We start from the raw sequence: 18,954 nt of genomic DNA on the forward strand, positions 1-18,954 counted from the left end.
TGCAGAATGCTTAAAAATAAATTAATCATATATGCATGAAAATTAACGACTTTAAAAATTAATTAATGCTCATTATAAAATTATGTTGACGCGTGAGCTGGATCACATTTATGATTTACCTATCGATCGTTAACTAAATCGCTAACGACCTCTAAATTCATCTGCCAAAGGTAAACATCATGAAAAACGTAAAAACCCTCATCGCTGCAGCCGTACTGAGTTCACTTTCTTTCGCAAGCTTTGCTGCTGTACAAGTTCAGTCAACGCCAGCCGATCAGCATAAAGTCGGGACGATCTCTGCGTCTGCCGGGACTAACCTGGGTTCACTGGAAGATCAGCTGGCACAAAAAGCGGAAGCAATGGGTGCAAAATCCTACCGCATCACCTCTGTGACCGGTCCTAACACGCTGCACGGCACGGCTGTCATCTACAAATAAGCCGGGCATAAACCCTCATTTATGCCACTGCAATAAAAAACGCCCTGCTAAGCAGGGCGTTTTACGTTCTGTTTTACATCGACTGCTGAACGATATCGTGATGCCGGGTGACATCGGTCGGCATACCTGACCGGGCCTCCATCGCACGTTCCATCACCTGGCTCTCGGTATTCGCATTCGTTTTAAAGCTCACCATCGCAGCATTCAGGTTAATGGGTAACGTCTGCGGATCGTCGTCGATATTTTTTGAGAGCGGCTGGTGAATTTCGACCAGCCGTACGCCGCCCGGCTCCTCAGAGACTTTAATCGGCGTGTTGATAATATTCACTTTAGTCCCCGGCGTAACGACGTTGAACAGCGTTTTGATATCGTCATCGCGCAGACGAATACAGCCGGAGCTGACGCGCATGCCGATGCCAAAGTCGGCATTCGTTCCGTGCAGCAGGTAAACCCCACCGTATGCCGCCAGGCGGATCGCGTGGTGCCCCATAGGGTTATCCGGGCCAGCCGGAACAACCGCGGGAAGATCGATGCCCTGGGCTTTATAACGGGCGCGAATGTTGGCCGTTGGCGTCCAGGTTGGATTCGCCCGTTTATCCGAGACGGTCGTCACCATCGTCGGTGTCAGGGTGTCGCCGCCCAGTTGACCGATACCGATAGGGTAGACGGTCACTTCATTTTTACCCGGCGGATAATAATAAAGACGTAACTCAGCCAGGTTTATGACGATCCCCTCGCGCGGGGCATCCGGCAGGAGAGTTTGTAACGGGATCGTCAGTACGCTGCCCGCTCGCGGGACATACGGATCGACGCCGGGGTTCGCCTGCAGCAGAGCCAGAAAACCGACGTTATATTTTTTGGCAATCGCTTCCAGTGAACCGCCATTATTTTCAACCACATGAAAGCGGTTTTCCCCGACCAGCTTGCTGCCAGGCGGTGGAAGAGGCCAGGTGTTTGCGCGAGCGGGAAGTGCAACCGCGACGGCGGCAGCCAGCGTAAACAGGGTTATCCAGCGGGTAAAACGCGAAGAGGTCATCATCACCATAATCCATATAAATGATAAGGTTATTGTTTTATAAGGTGTTAATGATAATTATGGCGAAAGGGTGTGTCGGGAAGATCGGGTGAAGTGCAAAGAGTTTGTAAATTGTCCCCCCGGCAGCACTGGCTAACGGGGGGAGGTCAGATTACGCGACCGCGTTCTCTTCGAGCTGCCGCATAAAGTTACGCACCCAGTCCATACGGGTTTTGCGATCCGCCAGCTCCTGGGTAAATTTCAGACGGGTTGGCCCATCCAGGCGGAAATACTGCGGCTGTTTTTGCAGCAGGCCAATCAGCCACATCGGGTTGACGTGGTTCTTCTCGGCGAATTCAATGACGCCGCCTTTTTCATTACCTTCAAGTTTGCGGATCCCCAGCTTCTGCGCCTGCTGGCGCAGCCGCGCGATATCCAGCAGATTTCTCGCCGCATCGGGCAGCAGGCCAAAGCGGTCAATCAGTTCCACTTTGATCTCTTCCAGCTCATTTTCATTCTTCGCGCTGGCAATGCGTTTGTAGAATGACAGGCGGGTATTCACATCAGGAATGAAATCATCCGGCAGCAGGGACGGCATACGCAACTCGACCTCGGTCTGCTGGCTGGTGAGATCTTCCAGCGACGGCTCGCGTCCGGCCTTCAGGGCATCAACCGCGTTTTCCAGCAGCTCCATATAGAGCGAGAAGCCGATGGTTTCCATGGAGCCGCTCTGATCCTCGCCCAGCAGTTCGCCGGCACCACGGATCTCAAGATCGTGCGTGGCCAGCGCAAAGCCTGCACCGAGGTCTTCCAGCGAGGCGATGGCTTCCAGACGCTTTTGCGCGTCGGTGGTCATCGCTTTCGGATGCGGGGTCAACAGCCAGGCGTAAGCCTGATGATGCGAACGGCCGACGCGACCGCGCAGCTGATGAAGCTGCGCCAGACCAAAGTGATCCGCACGCTCAATAATGATGGTATTCGCCGTCGGGATATCAATGCCGGTCTCAATGATGGTGGTACACACCAGTACGTTAAAGCGCTGGTGGTGGAAGTCGTTCATCACCCGCTCCAGCTCCCGCTCGCGCATCTGCCCGTGGCCGATGGCAATACGCGCTTCCGGTACCAGTTCGGCCAGCCTGTCCGCGGCTTTCTGGATATTTTCAACGTCGTTATAAAGATAATAAACCTGGCCCCCGCGCAGTACCTCACGCAGGATCGCCTCGCGTACCACCAGATTATCGTACTCGCGGACAAAGGTTTTCACCGCCAGACGACGCGCCGGTGGTGTGGCGATAATCGACAGATCGCGCATGCCGCTCATCGCCATGTTCAGCGTACGCGGAATTGGCGTTGCGGTCAGGGTCAGAATATCGACGTCGGCGCGCATCGCTTTGATCCGCTCTTTGTGACGCACCCCGAAGCGGTGCTCTTCGTCGACGATCAGCAGCCCCAGATCTTTCCACTTCACGTCGCTTTGCAGCAGCTTGTGCGTACCGATCAGAATATCGATTTTGCCTTCGCTTGCCTGTTCGAGGATCTGCGTCTGCTCTTTGGCACTGCGAAAACGTGACAGCATCTCAATGCGCACCGGCCAGTTGGCGAAACGGTCGCGGAAGTTGTCGAAGTGCTGCTGGGCGAGCAGGGTGGTCGGCACCAGCACCGCCACCTGCTTGTTGTTTTCAACCGCCAGGAAGGCGGCGCGCATCGCCACTTCGGTCTTGCCGAAGCCGACGTCGCCGCAGACTAAGCGGTCCATCGCCAGCGGCTGGCACATGTCGCTCAGTACGGCGTTGATGGCCTGGGCCTGGTCCGGCGTGGTTTCAAACGGGAAGCTGTCGCAGAACAGCTGGTACTGCTCTTTATCATGCTTAAAGGCGAAGCCCTCTTTGGCCGCGCGCTGGGCGTAGATATCCAGCAGCTCGGCCGCCACGTCGCGTACTTTCTCCGCCGCTTTCTGGCGCGCGCGAGCCCAGGCATCGCCGCCCAGCTTGTGCAGCGGGGCGTTATCCTCCGCGCCACCCGCGTATCGGCTGATCAGATGCAGGGATGAGACCGGAACATACAGTTTGGCGTCGTTGGCGTAGGTCAGCATCAGGTATTCACCTTTGATGCCGCCGGCTTCCAGCGTGGTCATTCCCTGATAGCGCCCAACGCCATGTTCCAGGTGAACAATGGGCTGGCCCGGATGCAGTTCGGCCAGGTTACGGATCAGCGTGTCCGGGTTAATGGTTCGACGGCTGTCCTGACGGCGCCGCGCGACGCGCTCACCCAGCAGATCGCTTTCGCAAATCAGCGCCAGGTTGTTGAGCGTATCAATAAACCCGTGTTCGGCGGCACCAATCATCAGATAACGGCCGTTTCCGGCCGCGTCGCTCAGGCGCTGAATGCGTTTCGGCGCAACTTTTATTCGCCCCAGCAGCTCGCCGAGTGCTTCGCGGCGGCCTTCACTCTCAACGGAGAACACCACCGGGCCGGTAAAGGACTCCAGGAACTTGCGCAGATTATCCAGCGGCGATTTCTGCTGCGCCTGAACGGCCAGGTCCGGCAGCGTCCGGAAGGCGAGGTTGGTGTTGGCGGCCTTATCGGCAAGCGAATCGGTTTTGAGCTGGATCCTCGGCCAGTGCTTCAGCTCCGCATTGAGTTCGTCGGTACGCAGCCACAGCGCTTCCGGCGGCAGCAGCGGACGCATCGGGTCAACGCCCCGGTTTTCGAAGCGGGCGCGGGTTTCGCTTTCGAAACGGCTGGCGCTGGCGTCGATATCGCCGGTGTTCACAATCAGCGTATTTGTCGGGAAGTAGCTGAACAGGGCAGGCAGCGGCTCGTTAAAGAACAACGGCTGCCAGTATTCGATCCCGGCCGGGAGCGTGCCTTTGCTGACCTGCTGATAGATATGCTCGGCATCACGCTTCACGTCGAACTTATCGCGCCACTGGCTGCGGAACAGTTCGATGGCAGTTTTGTCCGTCGGGAATTCATGCGCGGGCAGTAAGTTAATGGACTCTACTTCCTCCAGCGTGCGCTGGGTGTCGGCGTCGAACACGCGCAGGCTGTCAATTTCATCATCGAAGAAATCGAGACGATACGGCTGGTCGCTGCCCATAGGATACAGGTCAAGCAGTGCGCCACGGGTTGCGTATTCCCCGTGCTCCATCACCTGATCGACATGGCGATAGCCGGCACCGTCAAGCTGCTCGCGCAGGGCATCACGGGACAGGCGCTGGCCTTTTTTCATCACCAGCGCATGACCATGCAGATAGCTGTGCGGGCAGACGCGCTGCATCAGGGTATTCACCGGCACAATCAGCACACCGCGCTGCATGGTCGGCAGTTGGTAGAGCGTCGACAGGCGCGAGGAGATGATCTCCTGATGCGGAGAGAAGCTGTCATACGGCAGCGTTTCCCAGTCGGCCAGGCTGAACACCAGGCTATCGGTGAACTGGCGGATTTCGTCGTGCAGGCGCAGGGCATTTTGCATATCCGGGGCAACAAGCACCACCGGGCCGGGGTGTCGCTCAGCAATTTCTGCCACCAGCGTGGCGCACGCCGCGCCCGTAAGTTCACCCAACTGGCGCTGGTCGCCCGCTTTGACAGGCAAGGAATAACGATAGTGTTCAGGCATGGCTATGTCAGAGTCTCTTATGGATATACCAACAGTATTGGGGCATATCACTGATACGCAATGTCTTTATTATCCTCGATCGTTTTACATAAGCAAATTGTAACCGCACGGGGTGACTTTCCGCCCCCAAAACGGGGGCGGAGAGGGCATTAGCGGGTGGACGGCGACAGGGAGAGCGTTGACGGAGGAGAGAAGAAAAGATCGCCAAACAGCGCGGTGGAGAGTTTGCGCACCCCGAGCCCGGCAAGGGTGCAGATAAGCAGGCTGGCAAACGGATAGACCAGAATTAAGCACAGCTCTGCCCAGACCGGCCAGTATGCGGCATTCATCTCGCCAATCAGGAACAGGCTGAAGGCCTCAATGAGGATGCGGTGGGTGGTATAGATCGCAATGGTGTTGGAGCCAATCACGTTCAGCAGATTGTTGGGATGCACGGCGTAACGCAGCTCAATACTGTAGAAAAGCTTCATGATCAACACAATCGACAGCAGGGAAAGCAGGAGAGGAACGTTAGCAAACCACAGCACCACGGAGACGGCGGAGAACGCGCCTGTCGCCAGCCACGTGCGGCGCAGGTTAAAACTTTTCATCCACGCCATCAGCTCTGCGCCATACCACGCTCCGAGGCTGTAGTAGATCATGTTGCGTACTACGCTGTTCATTCCCCACCACGGCAACGGCAGGAAGTTGATCGCGACGCTCGCCAGTGCCAGCAGCCCGAGCACCGGTAGCTTCCAGCGGCTCAGCAGTTTACACAGCGTGAAGTAGACGACCAGAGCATACAGATACCACAGGCTGGTGCTGGCGGTGAGCATACCGCGTACAAATCCTGAGAGGGAATCGGCGTAGGCCGCGTTCGAGGAGGTGGCAAGCTCACGGTCGGGCGCCAGCCAGGCATTCAGGTGGGTCAATGCCTGCCATTGCAGAATCCCCCACAGGACCAGAACCCAGACAATGCTCCAGATCCGTTTGTCGAGACTGGTTCGCCAGTTCACCTCATCGATATAACGACGGATCAGATAGCCGGAGATAAAGAAGAATACCGGCATGCGGAATGGGGCGAGGTAGAGATTAAAATAGACCCAACATTTCGCGAGAAGGCCGGATAGCGGGTGTTGCAGCCCGCTCAGGTGCGGATAAAAGGTGATGACCGAATGATAGATAACCACCAGGCAGATACACAGCCCTTTTATCTGGTTAATCCATAATGCTTTTTGCTTCATTGTTCGCGACTACCTTAAATTGCCATAAACGAACGAGCAATTGTTCTGAAATGAAACCGGGATGTAACGGGTAACAGTCTGTATCAGGAGGTTTTTCGGAAAAGGTGGAGGTTGCGAGGCGACAATTCAGACAATAGCACGCTGATTTATCTGAATTTTTCAGAAAAATGATTACCAAAGCTTACGGTTTCAGTCATTTACGCTTAACGGATTCGCTTATATACTCGTGGGTCTGCTATCAGCAAACAGACGGATTTCATGTATCAACCTGTCGCACTCTTCATAGGCTTACGTTACATGCGTGGGCGCGCCGCGGACCGCTTCGGTCGCTTTGTCTCCTGGCTTTCGACTATTGGCATTACGCTCGGCGTGATGGCACTGGTGACGGTCCTTTCCGTCATGAATGGCTTCGAGCGCGAGCTGCAAAACAACATCCTGGGGCTGATGCCGCAGGCCGTTCTCTCCTCCACCAACGGTTCGCTGAACCCGCAACAGCTGCCGGAAAGTGCGGCGAAGTTACAGGGGGTCACGCGCGTTGCGCCGTTAACAACCGGCGACGTGGTGCTGCAAAGCGCCCGCAGCGTGGCGGTCGGCGTCATGCTGGGTATTGACCCTGCACAAACCGATCCGCTGACGCCGTACCTGGTTAACGTGAAGCAGACCGATCTGGCCGCCGGAAAATACAACGTTATTCTGGGTGAGCAGCTTGCCGGCCAGCTTGGCGTCAACCGTGGCGACCAGCTGCGTGTGATGGTGCCCTCTGCCAGTCAGTTTACGCCGATGGGGCGCCTGCCAAGCCAGCGCCTGTTTAACGTAATTGGTACTTTTGCCGCCAACAGCGAAGTCGATGGTTATCAGATGCTGGTTAACATTCAGGATGCTTCACGCCTGATGCGTTACCCGGCAGGGAACATCACGGGCTGGCGCCTGTGGCTCGACGCGCCGCTGAAGGTTGATACCCTCAGCCAGCAAAAACTGCCGGACGGCACCAAATGGCAGGACTGGCGCGAACGTAAAGGCGAACTGTTCCAGGCCGTGCGTATGGAAAAAAACATGATGGGGCTGCTGTTGAGCCTGATTGTGGCCGTGGCCGCTTTTAACATCATCACCTCGCTGGGTCTGATGGTGATGGAAAAGCAAGGCGAGGTCGCCATCCTGCAAACCCAGGGGCTCACGCCGCGCCAGATCATGGCGGTCTTTATGGTGCAGGGTGCCAGCGCCGGCATTATCGGCGCGCTGCTGGGGGCGGGGCTCGGCGCTCTGCTTGCCAGCCAGCTTAATAATTTAATGCCGATCATCGGCGCGCTGCTTGATGGCGCGGCGCTGCCGGTGGCTATCGAGCCGCTGCAGGTTATCGGTATTGCGCTGGCCGCGATGGCCATTGCGCTGCTTTCGACGCTTTATCCTTCCTGGCGCGCTGCCGCCACTCAACCCGCTGAGGCTTTACGTTATGAATAAGATCCTGTTGCAATGCGACAACCTGTCCAAACGCTATCAGGAAGGCGCTGTGCAGACCGACGTGCTGCACAATGTGAGCTTCAGCGTGGGCGAAGGCGAGATGATGGCGATTGTCGGCAGCTCCGGCTCGGGCAAAAGTACGCTGCTGCACCTGCTGGGCGGGCTGGATACCCCAACCAGCGGCGACGTGATTTTTTCCGGCCAGCCGATGAGCAAAATGTCCTCAGCGGCGAAGGCCGAGCTGCGTAATCGCGAGCTGGGCTTTATCTACCAGTTCCACCACCTGCTGCCGGATTTCACGGCGCTGGAAAACGTGGCGATGCCGTTGCTGATTGGCAAAAAGAAACCGGCAGAAATTAACGCCCGCGCCAGCGACATGCTGAACGCAGTAGGGCTGGGTCACCGTGGCAATCACCGTCCGTCGGAGCTTTCCGGCGGCGAACGTCAGCGCGTGGCCATTGCCCGTGCGTTGGTCAACAACCCGCGTCTGGTGCTGGCGGATGAACCGACCGGTAACCTGGATGCGCGTAATGCGGACAGTATTTTCCAGCTTTTGGGTGAACTTAACGCCTCGCAGGGCACCGCGTTTCTGGTGGTCACCCACGATCTGCAGCTGGCAAAACGCATGGGGCGCCAGCTTGAAATGCGTGACGGTCATCTGAATGCAGAACTGACCCTGATGGGAGCGGAGTAATGGCTTCACCGTTATCGTTACTCATCGGGTTACGCTTTAGCCGCGGTCGCCGTCGCGGCGGCATGGTGTCGCTCATCTCCGTCATCTCGACCATCGGAATTGCGCTGGGCGTGGCGGTGTTGATTGTCGGCCTGAGCGCCATGAACGGCTTCGAGCGCGAACTGAATAACCGCATTCTGGCGGTGGTACCGCACGGGGAAATCGAGCCGGTTAACCAGCCCTGGACCCACTGGAGCGATGCGCTCAACAAAGTAGAGAAAGTCCCGGGCATCGCTGCTGCCGCGCCCTATATCAACTTTACCGGGCTGGTGGAGAGCGGGGTAAACCTGCGTGCCATCCAGGTGAAAGGGGTGAACCCCGCCCAGGAAGAACGCCTGAGCGCGTTGCCGAAATATGTGCAGAACGGCGCGTGGGCAAACTTTAAGGCCGGCGAGCAGCAGATCATCATGGGCAAAGGCGTTGCAGATGCCCTGAAGGTGAAGCAGGGCGACTGGGTGTCGATCATGATCCCGAACGCCAGCGCCGATCACAAATTGCAGCAGCCGAAACGCGTGCGCCTGCACGTCACCGGTATTCTTCAGCTGAGCGGTCAGCTTGACCATAGCTTTGCGATGGTGCCGATGGAAGATGCGCGGCAGTATCTCGACATGGGCGACAGTGTGACGGGCATTGCCATTAAGGTGAACGACGTCTTTAATGCCAACAAACTGGTACGCGACGCGGGCAGCGTGACCAATAACTATGTTTACATCAAAAGCTGGATCGGCACTTACGGGTATATGTACCGTGATATCCAGATGATCCGCGCGATTATGTATCTGGCGATGGTGCTGGTGATTGGCGTCGCGTGCTTTAATATCGTCTCGACGCTGGTGATGGCAGTCAAGGACAAGAGCGGTGACATTGCCGTGCTGAGAACGCTTGGGGCGAAAGACGGTCTTATTCGCGCCATCTTCGTCTGGTACGGTTTGCTGGCAGGATTGTTCGGCAGCCTGTGTGGCGTGGTGATTGGCGTGGTGGTTTCCCTGCAGTTGACGCCAATTATCAACGGCATTGAAAAGCTTATTGGTCACCAGTTCCTGTCGGGTGATATCTATTTTATTGACTTCCTGCCGTCTGAATTGCACTGGCTGGACGTTTTTTATGTGCTGGTTACAGCACTTTTACTGAGTCTGCTGGCAAGCTGGTATCCGGCGCGTCGCGCAAGCCGAATTGATCCGGCGAGGGTATTAAGTGGCCAGTAATTACGTCATGATCTAGCGGCTTTTGGGCCGCCAGGTCAAAAAGAGGAATGCACTATGTATTATGGATTTGATATTGGCGGCACTAAGATTGCGCTCGGCGTATTTGATAAAGACCTCAGGCTGCAGTGGGAAACGCGCGTTCCCACGCCGCGCGAGAGCTACGACGAATTTTTAACCGCCATTGCCGCGCTGGTGGCGCAAGCAGATGAACGCTTTGGCGTCAAAGGCAGCGTCGGCATTGGTATTCCGGGCATGCCCGAAACCGACGACGGCACGCTGTATGCCGCCAACGTACCTGCTGCCAGCGGCAAAGCGCTGCGCGCCGATCTCTCTGCCCGCCTTGAACGCGACGTGCGTTTAGATAACGATGCCAACTGTTTTGCGCTCTCTGAAGCCTGGGATGATGAATTCCGTCAGTATCCATTGGTCATGGGACTGATCCTCGGCACGGGCGTCGGCGGAGGGATAGTGATCAACGGTAAGCCCATCACCGGGCGTAGCTATATCACCGGTGAGTTCGGCCATATCCGCTTGCCGGTGGATGCCCTGGACGTTGTCGGGCGTGAGTTTCCGCTGACCCGCTGCGGCTGCGGCCAGCACGGCTGTATTGAGAACTACCTCTCCGGCCGCGGGTTTGCATGGCTTTACGAACACTTCTATCATCAGAAACTTGAGGCCCCTCAAATCATTACCTTGTGGGAGCAAGGGGATGCGCAGGCGCGAGAGCACGTTGAGCGCTATCTGGATCTGCTGGCGGTATGTCTGGGAAATATTCTCACTATCGTCGACCCGGATCTGCTGGTGATTGGGGGAGGGTTGTCAAACTTCACTGCGATTACGGAACAGTTGTCCGGGCGTTTGCCCCGACATTTATTGCCGGTTGCACGCGTGCCGCGTATTGAACGTGCGCGACACGGGGACGCAGGAGGCATGCGCGGAGCCGCATTCCTTCATCTCACCGATTAGTTTACGAGGTTTCTATGCTGTCGCGTCGCCAGGGTCGACTCAGCCGTTTTCGCAAAAACAAACGCCGCTTACGTGAGCGCTTGCGTCAGCGGATCTTTTTCAGAGACAGAATGATGCCAGAAGCGATGGATAAACCCAGAGTGGTGGTGCTGACCGGGGCGGGGATCTCCGCTGAGTCAGGAATTCGAACCTTCCGCGCGGCGGACGGACTGTGGGAAGAACACCGCGTGGAGGATGTCGCCACGCCGGAAGGTTTTGCCCGCGATCCGGATCTCGTGCAGGCGTTTTACAACGCCCGCCGTCGCCAGCTGCAGCAGCCTGAGATTGCGCCCAATCCGGCGCATCTGGCGCTGGCGAAGCTGGAAGAGGCGCTGGGGGATCGTTTCCTGCTGGTGACGCAGAATATCGACAACCTGCATGAGCGAGCCGGTAACAAAAACATCATCCACATGCACGGTGAGTTGCTCAAAGTTCGCTGTGCCTGGAGCGGCCAGGTGCTGGACTGGAAAGAGGACGTGCTGCCAGAAGACAAATGTCACTGCTGTCAGTTCCCCGCACGCCTGCGCCCGCACGTGGTGTGGTTCGGCGAGATGCCCCTGGGGATGGATGATATCTACAGCGCGCTGGCGATGGCGGACGTGTTTATCGCCATTGGTACATCCGGCCATGTTTACCCGGCGGCGGGGTTTGTTCACGAAGCGCGACTGCACGGCGCCCATACGGTTGAGCTCAATCTGGAGCCAAGCCAGGTGGGCAGCGAGTTTGAAGAGAAACACTACGGTCTGGCAAGCGCGGTCGTCCCGGAATTTGTCGACAAGCTGCTGAAAGGGCTGTAGCGGCAATGGTGTAAAAAGGCACCCGTCCTGCGGGTGCCTGACGATTTACGAATGAAAGAACGCCAGCGTCTTCTCCAGCGATTTAGCCTGCTCGTCCAGTGAGAGCGCCGCGGCTGAGATCTGCTGCACCAGAGAGGCGTTCTGCTGGGTTGTGCTGTCCATCTGATTCACGGCGGTGCTTACCTGGCTAATCCCCCGATTTTGCTCGTCCAGCGCCTGAACGATATCGTTGATCACCAGATGCACATGCGACACTGCCTCGATAACCTGTTTCATCATCACGCCGGTTTCATTGACCAGCTCAACGCCTTTGTTGACGCGGCCAGACGATTCGGCAATGAGCTGAGAAATCTCTTTTGCTGCGTTAGCGCTCCGCTGGGCCAGGTTACGGACTTCACCGGCCACCACCGCAAAACCGCGTCCCTGCTCACCCGCCCGTGCGGCTTCTACGGCAGCGTTTAGCGCCAGGATATTGGTCTGGAAGGCAATGCCATCGACAATGCTGTTGATCTCACCGATCTTACGCGCGCTGTCATCAATCTCGCCGATCACCGTGACAACGTCGTTCACCAGCGTTTCGCCATGTCCGGCGAGGCTGGCGGCGCGGTCGGTCAGCGTGGTCGCTTTGTGCGCATTGTCGGCATTATTCTTCACCGTGGCCGAAATCTCTTCCATGCTGGCCGCGGTTTCCACAATCGCTGCTGCCTGCTCCTCGGTTCGCGAGGCAAGGTCAAGGTTACCTGCCGAAATCTCGCTGGTGCCACCCCGCACGGAATGGCTGGCATCGCTGATGTTGTCGACGATGCGTTTGAGCTGCATCTGCATGGTGTGCAGGGCGTAAAAAATACTGCGAGTATCTCCCGCGCGCACCGGAATTGTATTGTTCAGCTCCCCGCGGGCGACGGCCAGGGCAATTCCGGCGGCGTCAGAAGGTTCGCCACCCACCGGTCGGTCAACTTTACGCGTAAAGATTTGCGCCATGACCAGGCTCACCACTACGATACTGAGCACCATAAGGACAATGGCTTTCAGCAAAAATGCACGCGCCTCGGCCATCACCTCACTGACCGGAGTGACGATGGCCAGCTTCCACGGCGTCTGGCTGTTACCAATTGCAATATCCTGCCAGATAATAAATGCCTCCTCCTTCAGCAGTGGATCGTTTTCCCGGATGACATCATGGCCCGTTATCTTTCCCGCGTAAGGTTTTCCGGTGGCCAGTTTGTCCGGGCTGAATACCACTTTATTTTCCGCTGAGAGGAGCAGGGCATAGCCAGTCCCGTTCCACGGCTTTATTGCCCCAGTCATGGCTTGCAGCGTGGCGAGTGAAAAGTCAGAGGTGACCGATCCCAGAAACTTGCCGTCAGCCATAATGGGGGCGGCAATGGAGGTAAGCATGACGTCTACGCCATTGTAGGGGTAGATATAGGGTTCGATGATCACCTCTTTTTGCCGTTGCTTCGGCAGCAGGTAATAATCGCCGCTGCCGGGTGTTTCCAGGTCCGTCAGCAGGTGCAGTGCGGGTTTGCCAGAGGCATCGCGGTCGACATAGCGGGCATAGCGTCCGGCAGGATCCTCTCCGCTCTGTCCGGCAAAGGCGGCATCCTGATGGTCAAACGCGTTGGGCTCAAAAGCCATCGACATGGAGAGAAACTGCGGGTGGGCCGCAAGATAATGGATCAGCAGTTGGTTGAGACTTTGGCGATCGGAGATGCCCGCATCCCGCAGCGCCAGGGCACTGTTGCCCATATCCCTGGCGGCAGCCAGCGCGGAATCCATCTCCTTACTGACCTGCAAAGACTGCACCTCAGCAATCTGGCGGATATGTTTTTTGGCCAGACTGTCCTGCTGCGCCATCCACTGCCACATCATAAAACCAATCGTGGCGGTAAAGCCCACCGTCACGGTGAGAAAAATGGACAATAGCATTAACGTTTTGACGCTCATTTTTGATCTTCGGACCTTGGCGTTTTGCATTCTTATCTCCCGTAATCGTGTGCGTGTCGGTCAGGCACATATTACTTATCGGATATATCACTCTCTTTCTGTAGAGTACCGGGAGTATTTAATTTAAATTCTGAGAATATAAACCCTGTTAATTAGTGTGGATGCTTTTATTTTGTGCATTCAATCAAAATAGTGCTCGATAATGCTCGTTATCGTCGTGTAGAAAGAGGATGCTAATAAATATTAAGTGGTAGAGGAGGATGGGATATGTACGGATTTATCGCCAGACAACCCATTTTTAACCCGGAGATGAAGACGGTCGCCTATGAACTGCTCTTCAGAGAGGGAATGACAAACCGTTTTCCGGATGTCTCGGCGGAATATGCGACATCCAGAATGATATCAGATCAGTTTTTATGTGTACCCGCGCAACGGATCGCCGGGGACCACACGTCGTTTATTAATTTTCCCTCCCGGATGGTCATCGACCGGAGCGGAGAAGCGCTCGATAAAGAGAGCGTGGTCATTGAGATACTGGAAGATGCGGTTCCGGGGGCTGAGCTGTTGCAGGCCGTCAGAGAGATGAATGCGCACGGCTACCACTTCGCGCTCGATGATTTCACCCTCGCTCCGGAATGGGATGCGTTTTTACCTTATATTTCGGTTCTGAAATTCGATGTCAGAAATTATACCTTAGCGCAAATTAAACAGTATCTGGCATCGCGTAAGAACGAGACCGCACATATAAAATATCTCGCTGAAAAAATTGAGACTAAAGAGGAATTTATTCGATTCAGAGATGAAGGATTTTCTCTGTTTCAGGGTTATTTTTTCTGCCGTCCGGAGATGATTAAATATAAACGCTTATCGCAAAATCAGCTTGCGATTTTCCGCCTGCAAATGGAAATCGGACGTAATAAACCTGATTATCGCATTATCGAGTCGCTGATAAAAAGTGATCTCACCCTCTCCTGGAAAATTATGCGCTACATGAAGCACACGGCATTTAAACATGTTGGTGCCTGTAATTTCAGCAAGTTAACCCTGAGTGAGGTACTCCGCTATCTTGGGGAGAATCAGCTGAGACGGTTCGTTGCCGTTGTGGTCCTGGCGAGTGCGGACAATGACACCGTCAGCGAGCTTTATCCGTTGAGCATGATGCGTGGGAAATTCTGCGAATTGATCGCAGAGGCGATAAACGAACCGACGCTGGCTGAAAATGCCTTTCTGTGCGGCCTGTTCTCGCTGCTGGATACTCTCCTTGAACTGCCGATGACCGAGTTGATGAAGCAGATTGCGGTACCGCAGAGCGTGAGCAACGCACTATGCCATCATGAGGGGCAGCTAGCTGATATGATCGCACTCTGTCGTTACTACGAGCAGCAGCAGTGGGAGGAGGCGACAAGACTGAGTCACGCACTGGGGCTGTCGGATGATGATGTGGTCGAGGCGATGAGAAGGGCGACGATTTGGGCTGGCGAGAATGCGGCCAGTTAATGCTTCCTCACGCCGTTCGCACGGCGTGAGGAATAGCGCGATGCCGTTTATCGGCCCGCTTTTAGTTTCTGGTAATACTCTTCGTAGAGGCGGCTGGCGTCACCAACGTCGTTCTGCCATTCCCCTTTACTGATGGTGTCGGCATCCGGATAGAGTGACTTATCGTTAGCCACTTCAGGCTTCAGCAGCTTGCGTGCCGCGAGGTTCGGTGTCGGGTAGCCAATCGTTTCGGCAACCTGCTTCGCCACGTCCGGGCGCAGCAGGAAGTTAATCAGCTTCAGCGCACCCTCCACGTTTTTGGCATTGGCAGGGATCGCGAGGCTATCCATCCAGAAGATCCCGCCTTCTTTCGGCCACACTACCTCCAGCGGCGTACCGGCCTGACGGGCAACATACGCGGAGCCGTTCCACACCATGCCCAGATTCACTTCGCCTTCCATATACGGGTTTGCCGGGTTATCAGAGTTAAATGCCGCCACGTTAGGCATCAGCTTTTTCAGCTCGTTATAGGCCGCTTCAATCTCTTTTGTGTCCGTCGTATTGCCGGAGTAGCCGAGCTTACGCAGCGCTACCTGGAACACTTCGCGCGCGTCGTCGGTTAACAGCAGGCTGCCTTTGTATTCCGGTTTCCACAGATCGGCCCAGCTTGTAACGGTTTTCGGATCGATAGCCTCGCTGTTGACACCAATTGCGGTTGCGCCCCAGATGTAAGGAATGGAGTAGTCGTTATTCGGGTCAAACGGCTTGTTGAGCATCTCCGGATCGAGATTGTTGAAGTGAGTGAGCTTCGTTTTATCGATCTTCTGAATCATGCCCTCTTTGCGCATTTTGTCGACAAAGTAGGTAGACGGCACCACCAGATCATATGCGCCGTCCTTGTAGGTTTTGAGCTTGGCATACATGGTTTCATTCGACTCGTAGGTCGAGTAGATGACCTTGATGCCCGTCTCTTTCGTAAACTGTTCCAGCAGGCCCGGTGGCACATACTCGGTCCAGTTATAGAAGTAGAGCGTTTTACCGTCATCAGCGTGCGCGGCACCCATGCCAAGTACCAGTGCCGCAGCGGCGAGCATTTTTTTCATTTCATTGTCCCCTGAGATTTTGTTTTATCACGAGCAATAATCTGGCTGGCAATCACCAGAACCAGCGAAAACACCAACAGAATGGTCGCCAGCGCGTTCACTTCAGGTGAGACGCCGACTTTGACCATCGAATAGATCTTCAGTGGCAGGATTTCGTAACTCGGCCCGGTCACGAACGAAGAAACAACCACGTCATCCATCGACAGCGTAAAGCTGAGTAGCCATCCTGCGGCTACCGCGGGCATCGCCAGCGGCAGAATGATTTTGCGCAGGATGGTCATCTCGCTGGCCCCCAGATCTTTCGCCGCCTCAAGCATACGCACGTCAAACCCTTTCAGACGTGCAAAGACGGTGACCACCACAAACGGCAGGCAGAAGGTGATGTGGGAAAACAGCAGCGACCAGAAGCCAAGCTGAATGCCCAGCAGCATAAACAGCACCAGCAGCGAAATCGCCATCACGATATCCGGCGACATCATTACCACAAACAGCATGCCGCTGACGAACGGCTTACCGCGAAAGCGATAGCGGTACAATGCCACCGCGGTGAGGGAACCGATCAGCGTGGCGAAGGTGGCGGAGAAAATCGCCATCGTCAGCGAGTGCTGAGCGGCCTGCAGCAGACTGTCATTATTCATCAGCAGGCTGTACCAGTTGGTGGTAAAGCCCTGCCAGTTGATGCCGAAGCGTGAACTGTTAAACGAATTCACGATCAAAATGATAATCGGAATATAAAGGTAAGCGTAAATGGCGGTCATAAAACCGCCGCGAAGCAGTCGACCGATCATTCGAGTTCCACCTTTTTATTCAGCAACCGTGAGGCGCGCCAGTAGACCAGCAGCATCAGCCCCATTACCACCGTCAGCGTAATGCTGGTCGCGGATCCGAACGGCCAGTCGCGGATGTTCAGGAACTGGCTCTTGATCACGTTACCAATCAGCAGGTTTTTTGCCCCGCCCATGAGATCTGACACGTAGAACAGCCCCATTGCCGGGAGCATCACCAGCAGACAACCGGCGATAATGCCGGGCATGGTCAGTGGAATGATAATGCGGATAAAGGTTTGCAGCTTGTTAGCACCCAGATCTTTTGCCGCTTCCAGCAGCGGTTTATCGAGCTTCTCGATGCTGGAGTAGAGCGGCATCACCATAAACGGCAGCAGAATATAGACAAGGCCAATAATCACCGCACCCGGAGTAAACATGATGCGTACAGGGGTATCAATTACCCCCAGCCACAGCAGAAACGCGTTGAGGTAGCCTTTGGTGCTCAGGAAGATTTTTAACCCGTAGATGCGAATCAGCGAGTTGGTCCAGAACGGCACGATCAACAGAAACAGCAAAAGCGGGCGCACCTTTTGTGGCAGCCCGGCCAGGAACCATGCGAAAGGATACCCCAGTAGCAGGCAGGCTACGGTAGCAATCAGCGCCATATTCAGCGAGTGCAGAAGCACGTCAAAATAGAGCGGGTCTAGCAGGCGCGCGTAGTTGTCCAGCGTAAAGACCAGCTTAACGAAGTGGGCATCGTCGCGGGTCAGAAAGCTGGTGGCGATGATCATCAGGTTGGGTAAAAAGACAAATAACACAAGCCAACCGACGATAGTGGTAATCACCACCTTCTGGAATTTACTTGTGTTCTTCATCAGCCAGTACAACCTCCCAGCTTTCTACCCAGTTGATAACCATTTTCTGGTCGAGAGAGTGGTCGAAGTCAGGATCGTCCTCGTTAAAGAATTCGCTGACCATTAGCATTTTGCCATTTTCCAGTTCGACGACGGACTCCAGCGTCATCCCTTTGTAATTGCGCTCGCGGATATAGCCGATAAGCCCTTCGGCTTCGGTATTACCGTGAATTTCATCGACACGCAGATCTTCAGGACGCAGCAGGACGTTGAGTTTTTGTCCCTTCTCGACGGCGAAGTTCACGGTGATATTGCATTCACGTCCTTCCACGTTCGCGCGCACGCGCCGATCGTCCAGACGTTCAATCACCGTGGCATTAAAGATATTGATTTCGCCAATGAAGCTGGCAACAAACAGGTTTTTCGGCTCTTCGTAAATTTCACGCGGCGTGCCGTCCTGCTCTATTTTGCCATCGCGCATCACCACAATACGGTCTGACATGGTCAGCGCCTCTTCCTGGTCGTGGGTGACGAAGACAAAGGTGATGCCAAGCTTACGCTGTAGCGCCTTCAGCTCGTTCTGCATCTGCTTGCGCAGTTTGTAGTCCAGCGCGGAAAGCGACTCATCTAACAGAAGCAGGCGCGGTTTATTGACCACGGCACGGGCAATGGCCACGCGCTGCTGCTGACCGCCGGAGAGCTGGTGGGGTTTTCGCTGAGCAAACTCGTCCAGCTGCACCATCCGCAGGGCTTCCGTGACGCGCGGGGGGATCTCGCTGGCCGGCGTTTTTTGCATCCGCAGGCCAAACGCCACGTTCTCAAACACGGTCATGTGCGGGAACAGGGCATAGCTCTGAAAGACGGTATTGACGTGGCGATCTTCGGCAGGAACCTGGGTTATGTCCTGGTTCTCAAGATGGATGTGGCCATTATCGACGCTTTCCAGCCCGGCGATAAGGCGCAGTACGGTTGTCTTGCCGCAGCCGGAGGGGCCAAGTAGCGTAAGAAACTCGCCGTCATTGATGGTCAAATTGAGGTCGGAAATGACCTCTTTGCCATCAAAACTTTTACGAATTCGTTCAAGTTGCACCAGCGGTGAACGAGAACGGGGTTGTGTATTCAATTTTTGCACTGTCCCATATAGACGCCTCAGGCAGCAGGCCGAAGCGGGGTTTGTGTGTAACCACCTTGGTGACTCGTAATGAGGGCGGACATTCTACGGCAAACCTCGGGAATCGCCAATCCTTGTCACTGATTCATAAGCTACATTTACTAACGCAGAACGATATAAACGGAAAATATTCTCGTTTGCGGG

Annotated in this window: 15 protein-coding genes; 7 read left to right on the forward strand and 8 right to left on the reverse strand. The window is 55.4% G+C overall.

Annotated elements, in window-relative coordinates; all coding sequences use genetic code 11:
- Positions 1-179: 179 nt before the first annotated feature.
- Positions 180-437: a multiple stress resistance protein BhsA gene (bhsA, locus tag L383_RS19345; RefSeq protein ID WP_023332711.1), complete on the forward strand. Its 258-nt coding sequence runs from the start codon at positions 180-182 to the stop codon at positions 435-437.
- A 73-nt stretch (positions 438-510) separates the two neighbouring features.
- Here bhsA and L383_RS19340 read toward each other — a convergent pair whose 3' ends face one another.
- The 3 genes from L383_RS19340 to L383_RS19330 all read right to left on the reverse strand — a co-directional run bounded on the left by L383_RS19340 (position 511) and on the right by L383_RS19330 (position 6,294).
- A complete protein-coding gene (locus tag L383_RS19340) occupies positions 511-1,476 on the reverse strand; it encodes a L,D-transpeptidase LdtC (RefSeq protein WP_023332712.1) in 966 nt (321 codons plus the stop codon).
- A gap of 148 nt (positions 1,477-1,624) precedes the next feature.
- Positions 1,625-5,071 (reverse strand): transcription-repair coupling factor, encoded by a 3,447-nt coding sequence (mfd, locus tag L383_RS19335; protein ID WP_023332713.1) that lies wholly within the window; start codon positions 5,069-5,071, stop codon positions 1,625-1,627.
- 149 nt (positions 5,072-5,220) lie between these two features.
- Positions 5,221-6,294 carry an acyltransferase family protein gene (locus tag L383_RS19330; RefSeq protein WP_023332714.1) on the reverse strand — a complete coding sequence of 358 codons (1,074 nt, stop codon included), beginning with the start codon at positions 6,292-6,294 and terminating at the stop codon, positions 5,221-5,223.
- Between the two features lie 258 nt (positions 6,295-6,552).
- Between L383_RS19330 and lolC the strand changes: the two genes are divergently transcribed.
- The 5 genes from lolC to cobB are packed head-to-tail and all read left to right on the forward strand — an operon-like array spanning position 6,553 to position 11,492.
- A complete protein-coding gene (gene lolC, locus L383_RS19325; RefSeq protein WP_032628855.1) occupies positions 6,553-7,752 on the forward strand; it encodes a lipoprotein-releasing ABC transporter permease subunit LolC in 1,200 nt (399 codons plus the stop codon).
- Positions 7,745-8,446, forward strand: a complete 702-nt coding sequence (lolD, locus tag L383_RS19320) for a lipoprotein-releasing ABC transporter ATP-binding protein LolD (protein WP_023332716.1) — start codon at positions 7,745-7,747, stop codon at positions 8,444-8,446. Before lolC ends, lolD begins: the two co-directional genes overlap by 8 nt.
- Entirely contained in the window at positions 8,446-9,690 is a 1,245-nt protein-coding gene (gene lolE / locus L383_RS19315; protein ID WP_014883407.1) for a lipoprotein-releasing ABC transporter permease subunit LolE, read from the forward strand. Before lolD ends, lolE begins: the two co-directional genes overlap by 1 nt.
- A gap of 54 nt (positions 9,691-9,744) precedes the next feature.
- Positions 9,745-10,656, forward strand: coding sequence for an N-acetylglucosamine kinase (gene nagK, locus L383_RS19310; RefSeq protein ID WP_023332717.1), 912 nt, complete (start codon positions 9,745-9,747; stop codon positions 10,654-10,656).
- Positions 10,657-10,670: 14 nt separating this feature from the next.
- A complete protein-coding gene (cobB, locus tag L383_RS19305; protein WP_014883409.1) occupies positions 10,671-11,492 on the forward strand; it encodes a Sir2 family NAD+-dependent deacetylase in 822 nt (273 codons plus the stop codon).
- A 45-nt stretch (positions 11,493-11,537) separates the two neighbouring features.
- Here cobB and L383_RS19300 read toward each other — a convergent pair whose 3' ends face one another.
- Positions 11,538-13,439, reverse strand: coding sequence for a methyl-accepting chemotaxis protein (locus L383_RS19300; RefSeq protein ID WP_369796270.1), 1,902 nt, complete (start codon positions 13,437-13,439; stop codon positions 11,538-11,540).
- A gap of 267 nt (positions 13,440-13,706) precedes the next feature.
- Between L383_RS19300 and L383_RS19295 the strand changes: the two genes are divergently transcribed.
- Positions 13,707-14,936 (forward strand): EAL and HDOD domain-containing protein, encoded by a 1,230-nt coding sequence (locus L383_RS19295; RefSeq protein WP_023332719.1) that lies wholly within the window; start codon positions 13,707-13,709, stop codon positions 14,934-14,936.
- A 47-nt stretch (positions 14,937-14,983) separates the two neighbouring features.
- Here L383_RS19295 and potD read toward each other — a convergent pair whose 3' ends face one another.
- From potD to potA, 4 genes are read right to left on the reverse strand one after another with little or no spacing between them, the layout of a single operon-like run.
- A complete protein-coding gene (gene potD, locus L383_RS19290; RefSeq protein ID WP_023332720.1) occupies positions 14,984-16,018 on the reverse strand; it encodes a spermidine/putrescine ABC transporter substrate-binding protein PotD in 1,035 nt (344 codons plus the stop codon).
- Positions 16,015-16,806, reverse strand: a complete 792-nt coding sequence (gene potC / locus L383_RS19285; protein WP_014883413.1) for a spermidine/putrescine ABC transporter permease PotC — start codon at positions 16,804-16,806, stop codon at positions 16,015-16,017. Before potC ends, potD begins: the two co-directional genes overlap by 4 nt.
- Entirely contained in the window at positions 16,803-17,660 is an 858-nt protein-coding gene (gene potB, locus L383_RS19280) for a spermidine/putrescine ABC transporter permease PotB (protein WP_014883414.1), read from the reverse strand. Before potB ends, potC begins: the two co-directional genes overlap by 4 nt.
- Positions 17,644-18,792, reverse strand: a complete 1,149-nt coding sequence (gene potA / locus L383_RS19275) for a spermidine/putrescine ABC transporter ATP-binding protein PotA (RefSeq protein WP_369796276.1) — start codon at positions 18,790-18,792, stop codon at positions 17,644-17,646. Before potA ends, potB begins: the two co-directional genes overlap by 17 nt.
- Positions 18,793-18,954 lie beyond the last annotated feature (162 nt).

Origin of the sequence: Enterobacter sp. MGH 37 (assembly GCF_000534515.1) — a bacterium.
In the GTDB taxonomy this organism is placed as follows: domain Bacteria; phylum Pseudomonadota; class Gammaproteobacteria; order Enterobacterales; family Enterobacteriaceae; genus Enterobacter; species Enterobacter kobei.

Excerpts from the sequence above, each read along its gene's own strand:
- bhsA (WP_023332711.1), top strand. The coding sequence starts at position 180 with ATGAAAAACGTAAAAACCCTCATCGCTGCAGCCGTACTGAGTTCACTT.
- L383_RS19340 (WP_023332712.1), bottom strand. The coding sequence starts at position 1,476 with ATGATGACCTCTTCGCGTTTTACCCGCTGGATAACCCTGTTTACGCTG.
- mfd (WP_023332713.1), bottom strand. The coding sequence starts at position 5,071 with ATGCCTGAACACTATCGTTATTCCTTGCCTGTCAAAGCGGGCGACCAG.
- L383_RS19330 (WP_023332714.1), bottom strand. The coding sequence starts at position 6,294 with ATGAAGCAAAAAGCATTATGGATTAACCAGATAAAAGGGCTGTGTATC.
- lolC (WP_032628855.1), top strand. The coding sequence starts at position 6,553 with ATGTATCAACCTGTCGCACTCTTCATAGGCTTACGTTACATGCGTGGG.
- lolD (WP_023332716.1), top strand. The coding sequence starts at position 7,745 with ATGAATAAGATCCTGTTGCAATGCGACAACCTGTCCAAACGCTATCAG.
- lolE (WP_014883407.1), top strand. The coding sequence starts at position 8,446 with ATGGCTTCACCGTTATCGTTACTCATCGGGTTACGCTTTAGCCGCGGT.
- nagK (WP_023332717.1), top strand. The coding sequence starts at position 9,745 with ATGTATTATGGATTTGATATTGGCGGCACTAAGATTGCGCTCGGCGTA.
- cobB (WP_014883409.1), top strand. The coding sequence starts at position 10,671 with ATGCTGTCGCGTCGCCAGGGTCGACTCAGCCGTTTTCGCAAAAACAAA.
- L383_RS19300 (WP_369796270.1), bottom strand. The coding sequence starts at position 13,439 with ATGAGCGTCAAAACGTTAATGCTATTGTCCATTTTTCTCACCGTGACG.
- L383_RS19295 (WP_023332719.1), top strand. The coding sequence starts at position 13,707 with ATGTACGGATTTATCGCCAGACAACCCATTTTTAACCCGGAGATGAAG.
- potD (WP_023332720.1), bottom strand. The coding sequence starts at position 16,018 with ATGAAAAAAATGCTCGCCGCTGCGGCACTGGTACTTGGCATGGGTGCC.
- potC (WP_014883413.1), bottom strand. The coding sequence starts at position 16,806 with ATGATCGGTCGACTGCTTCGCGGCGGTTTTATGACCGCCATTTACGCT.
- potB (WP_014883414.1), bottom strand. The coding sequence starts at position 17,660 with ATGAAGAACACAAGTAAATTCCAGAAGGTGGTGATTACCACTATCGTC.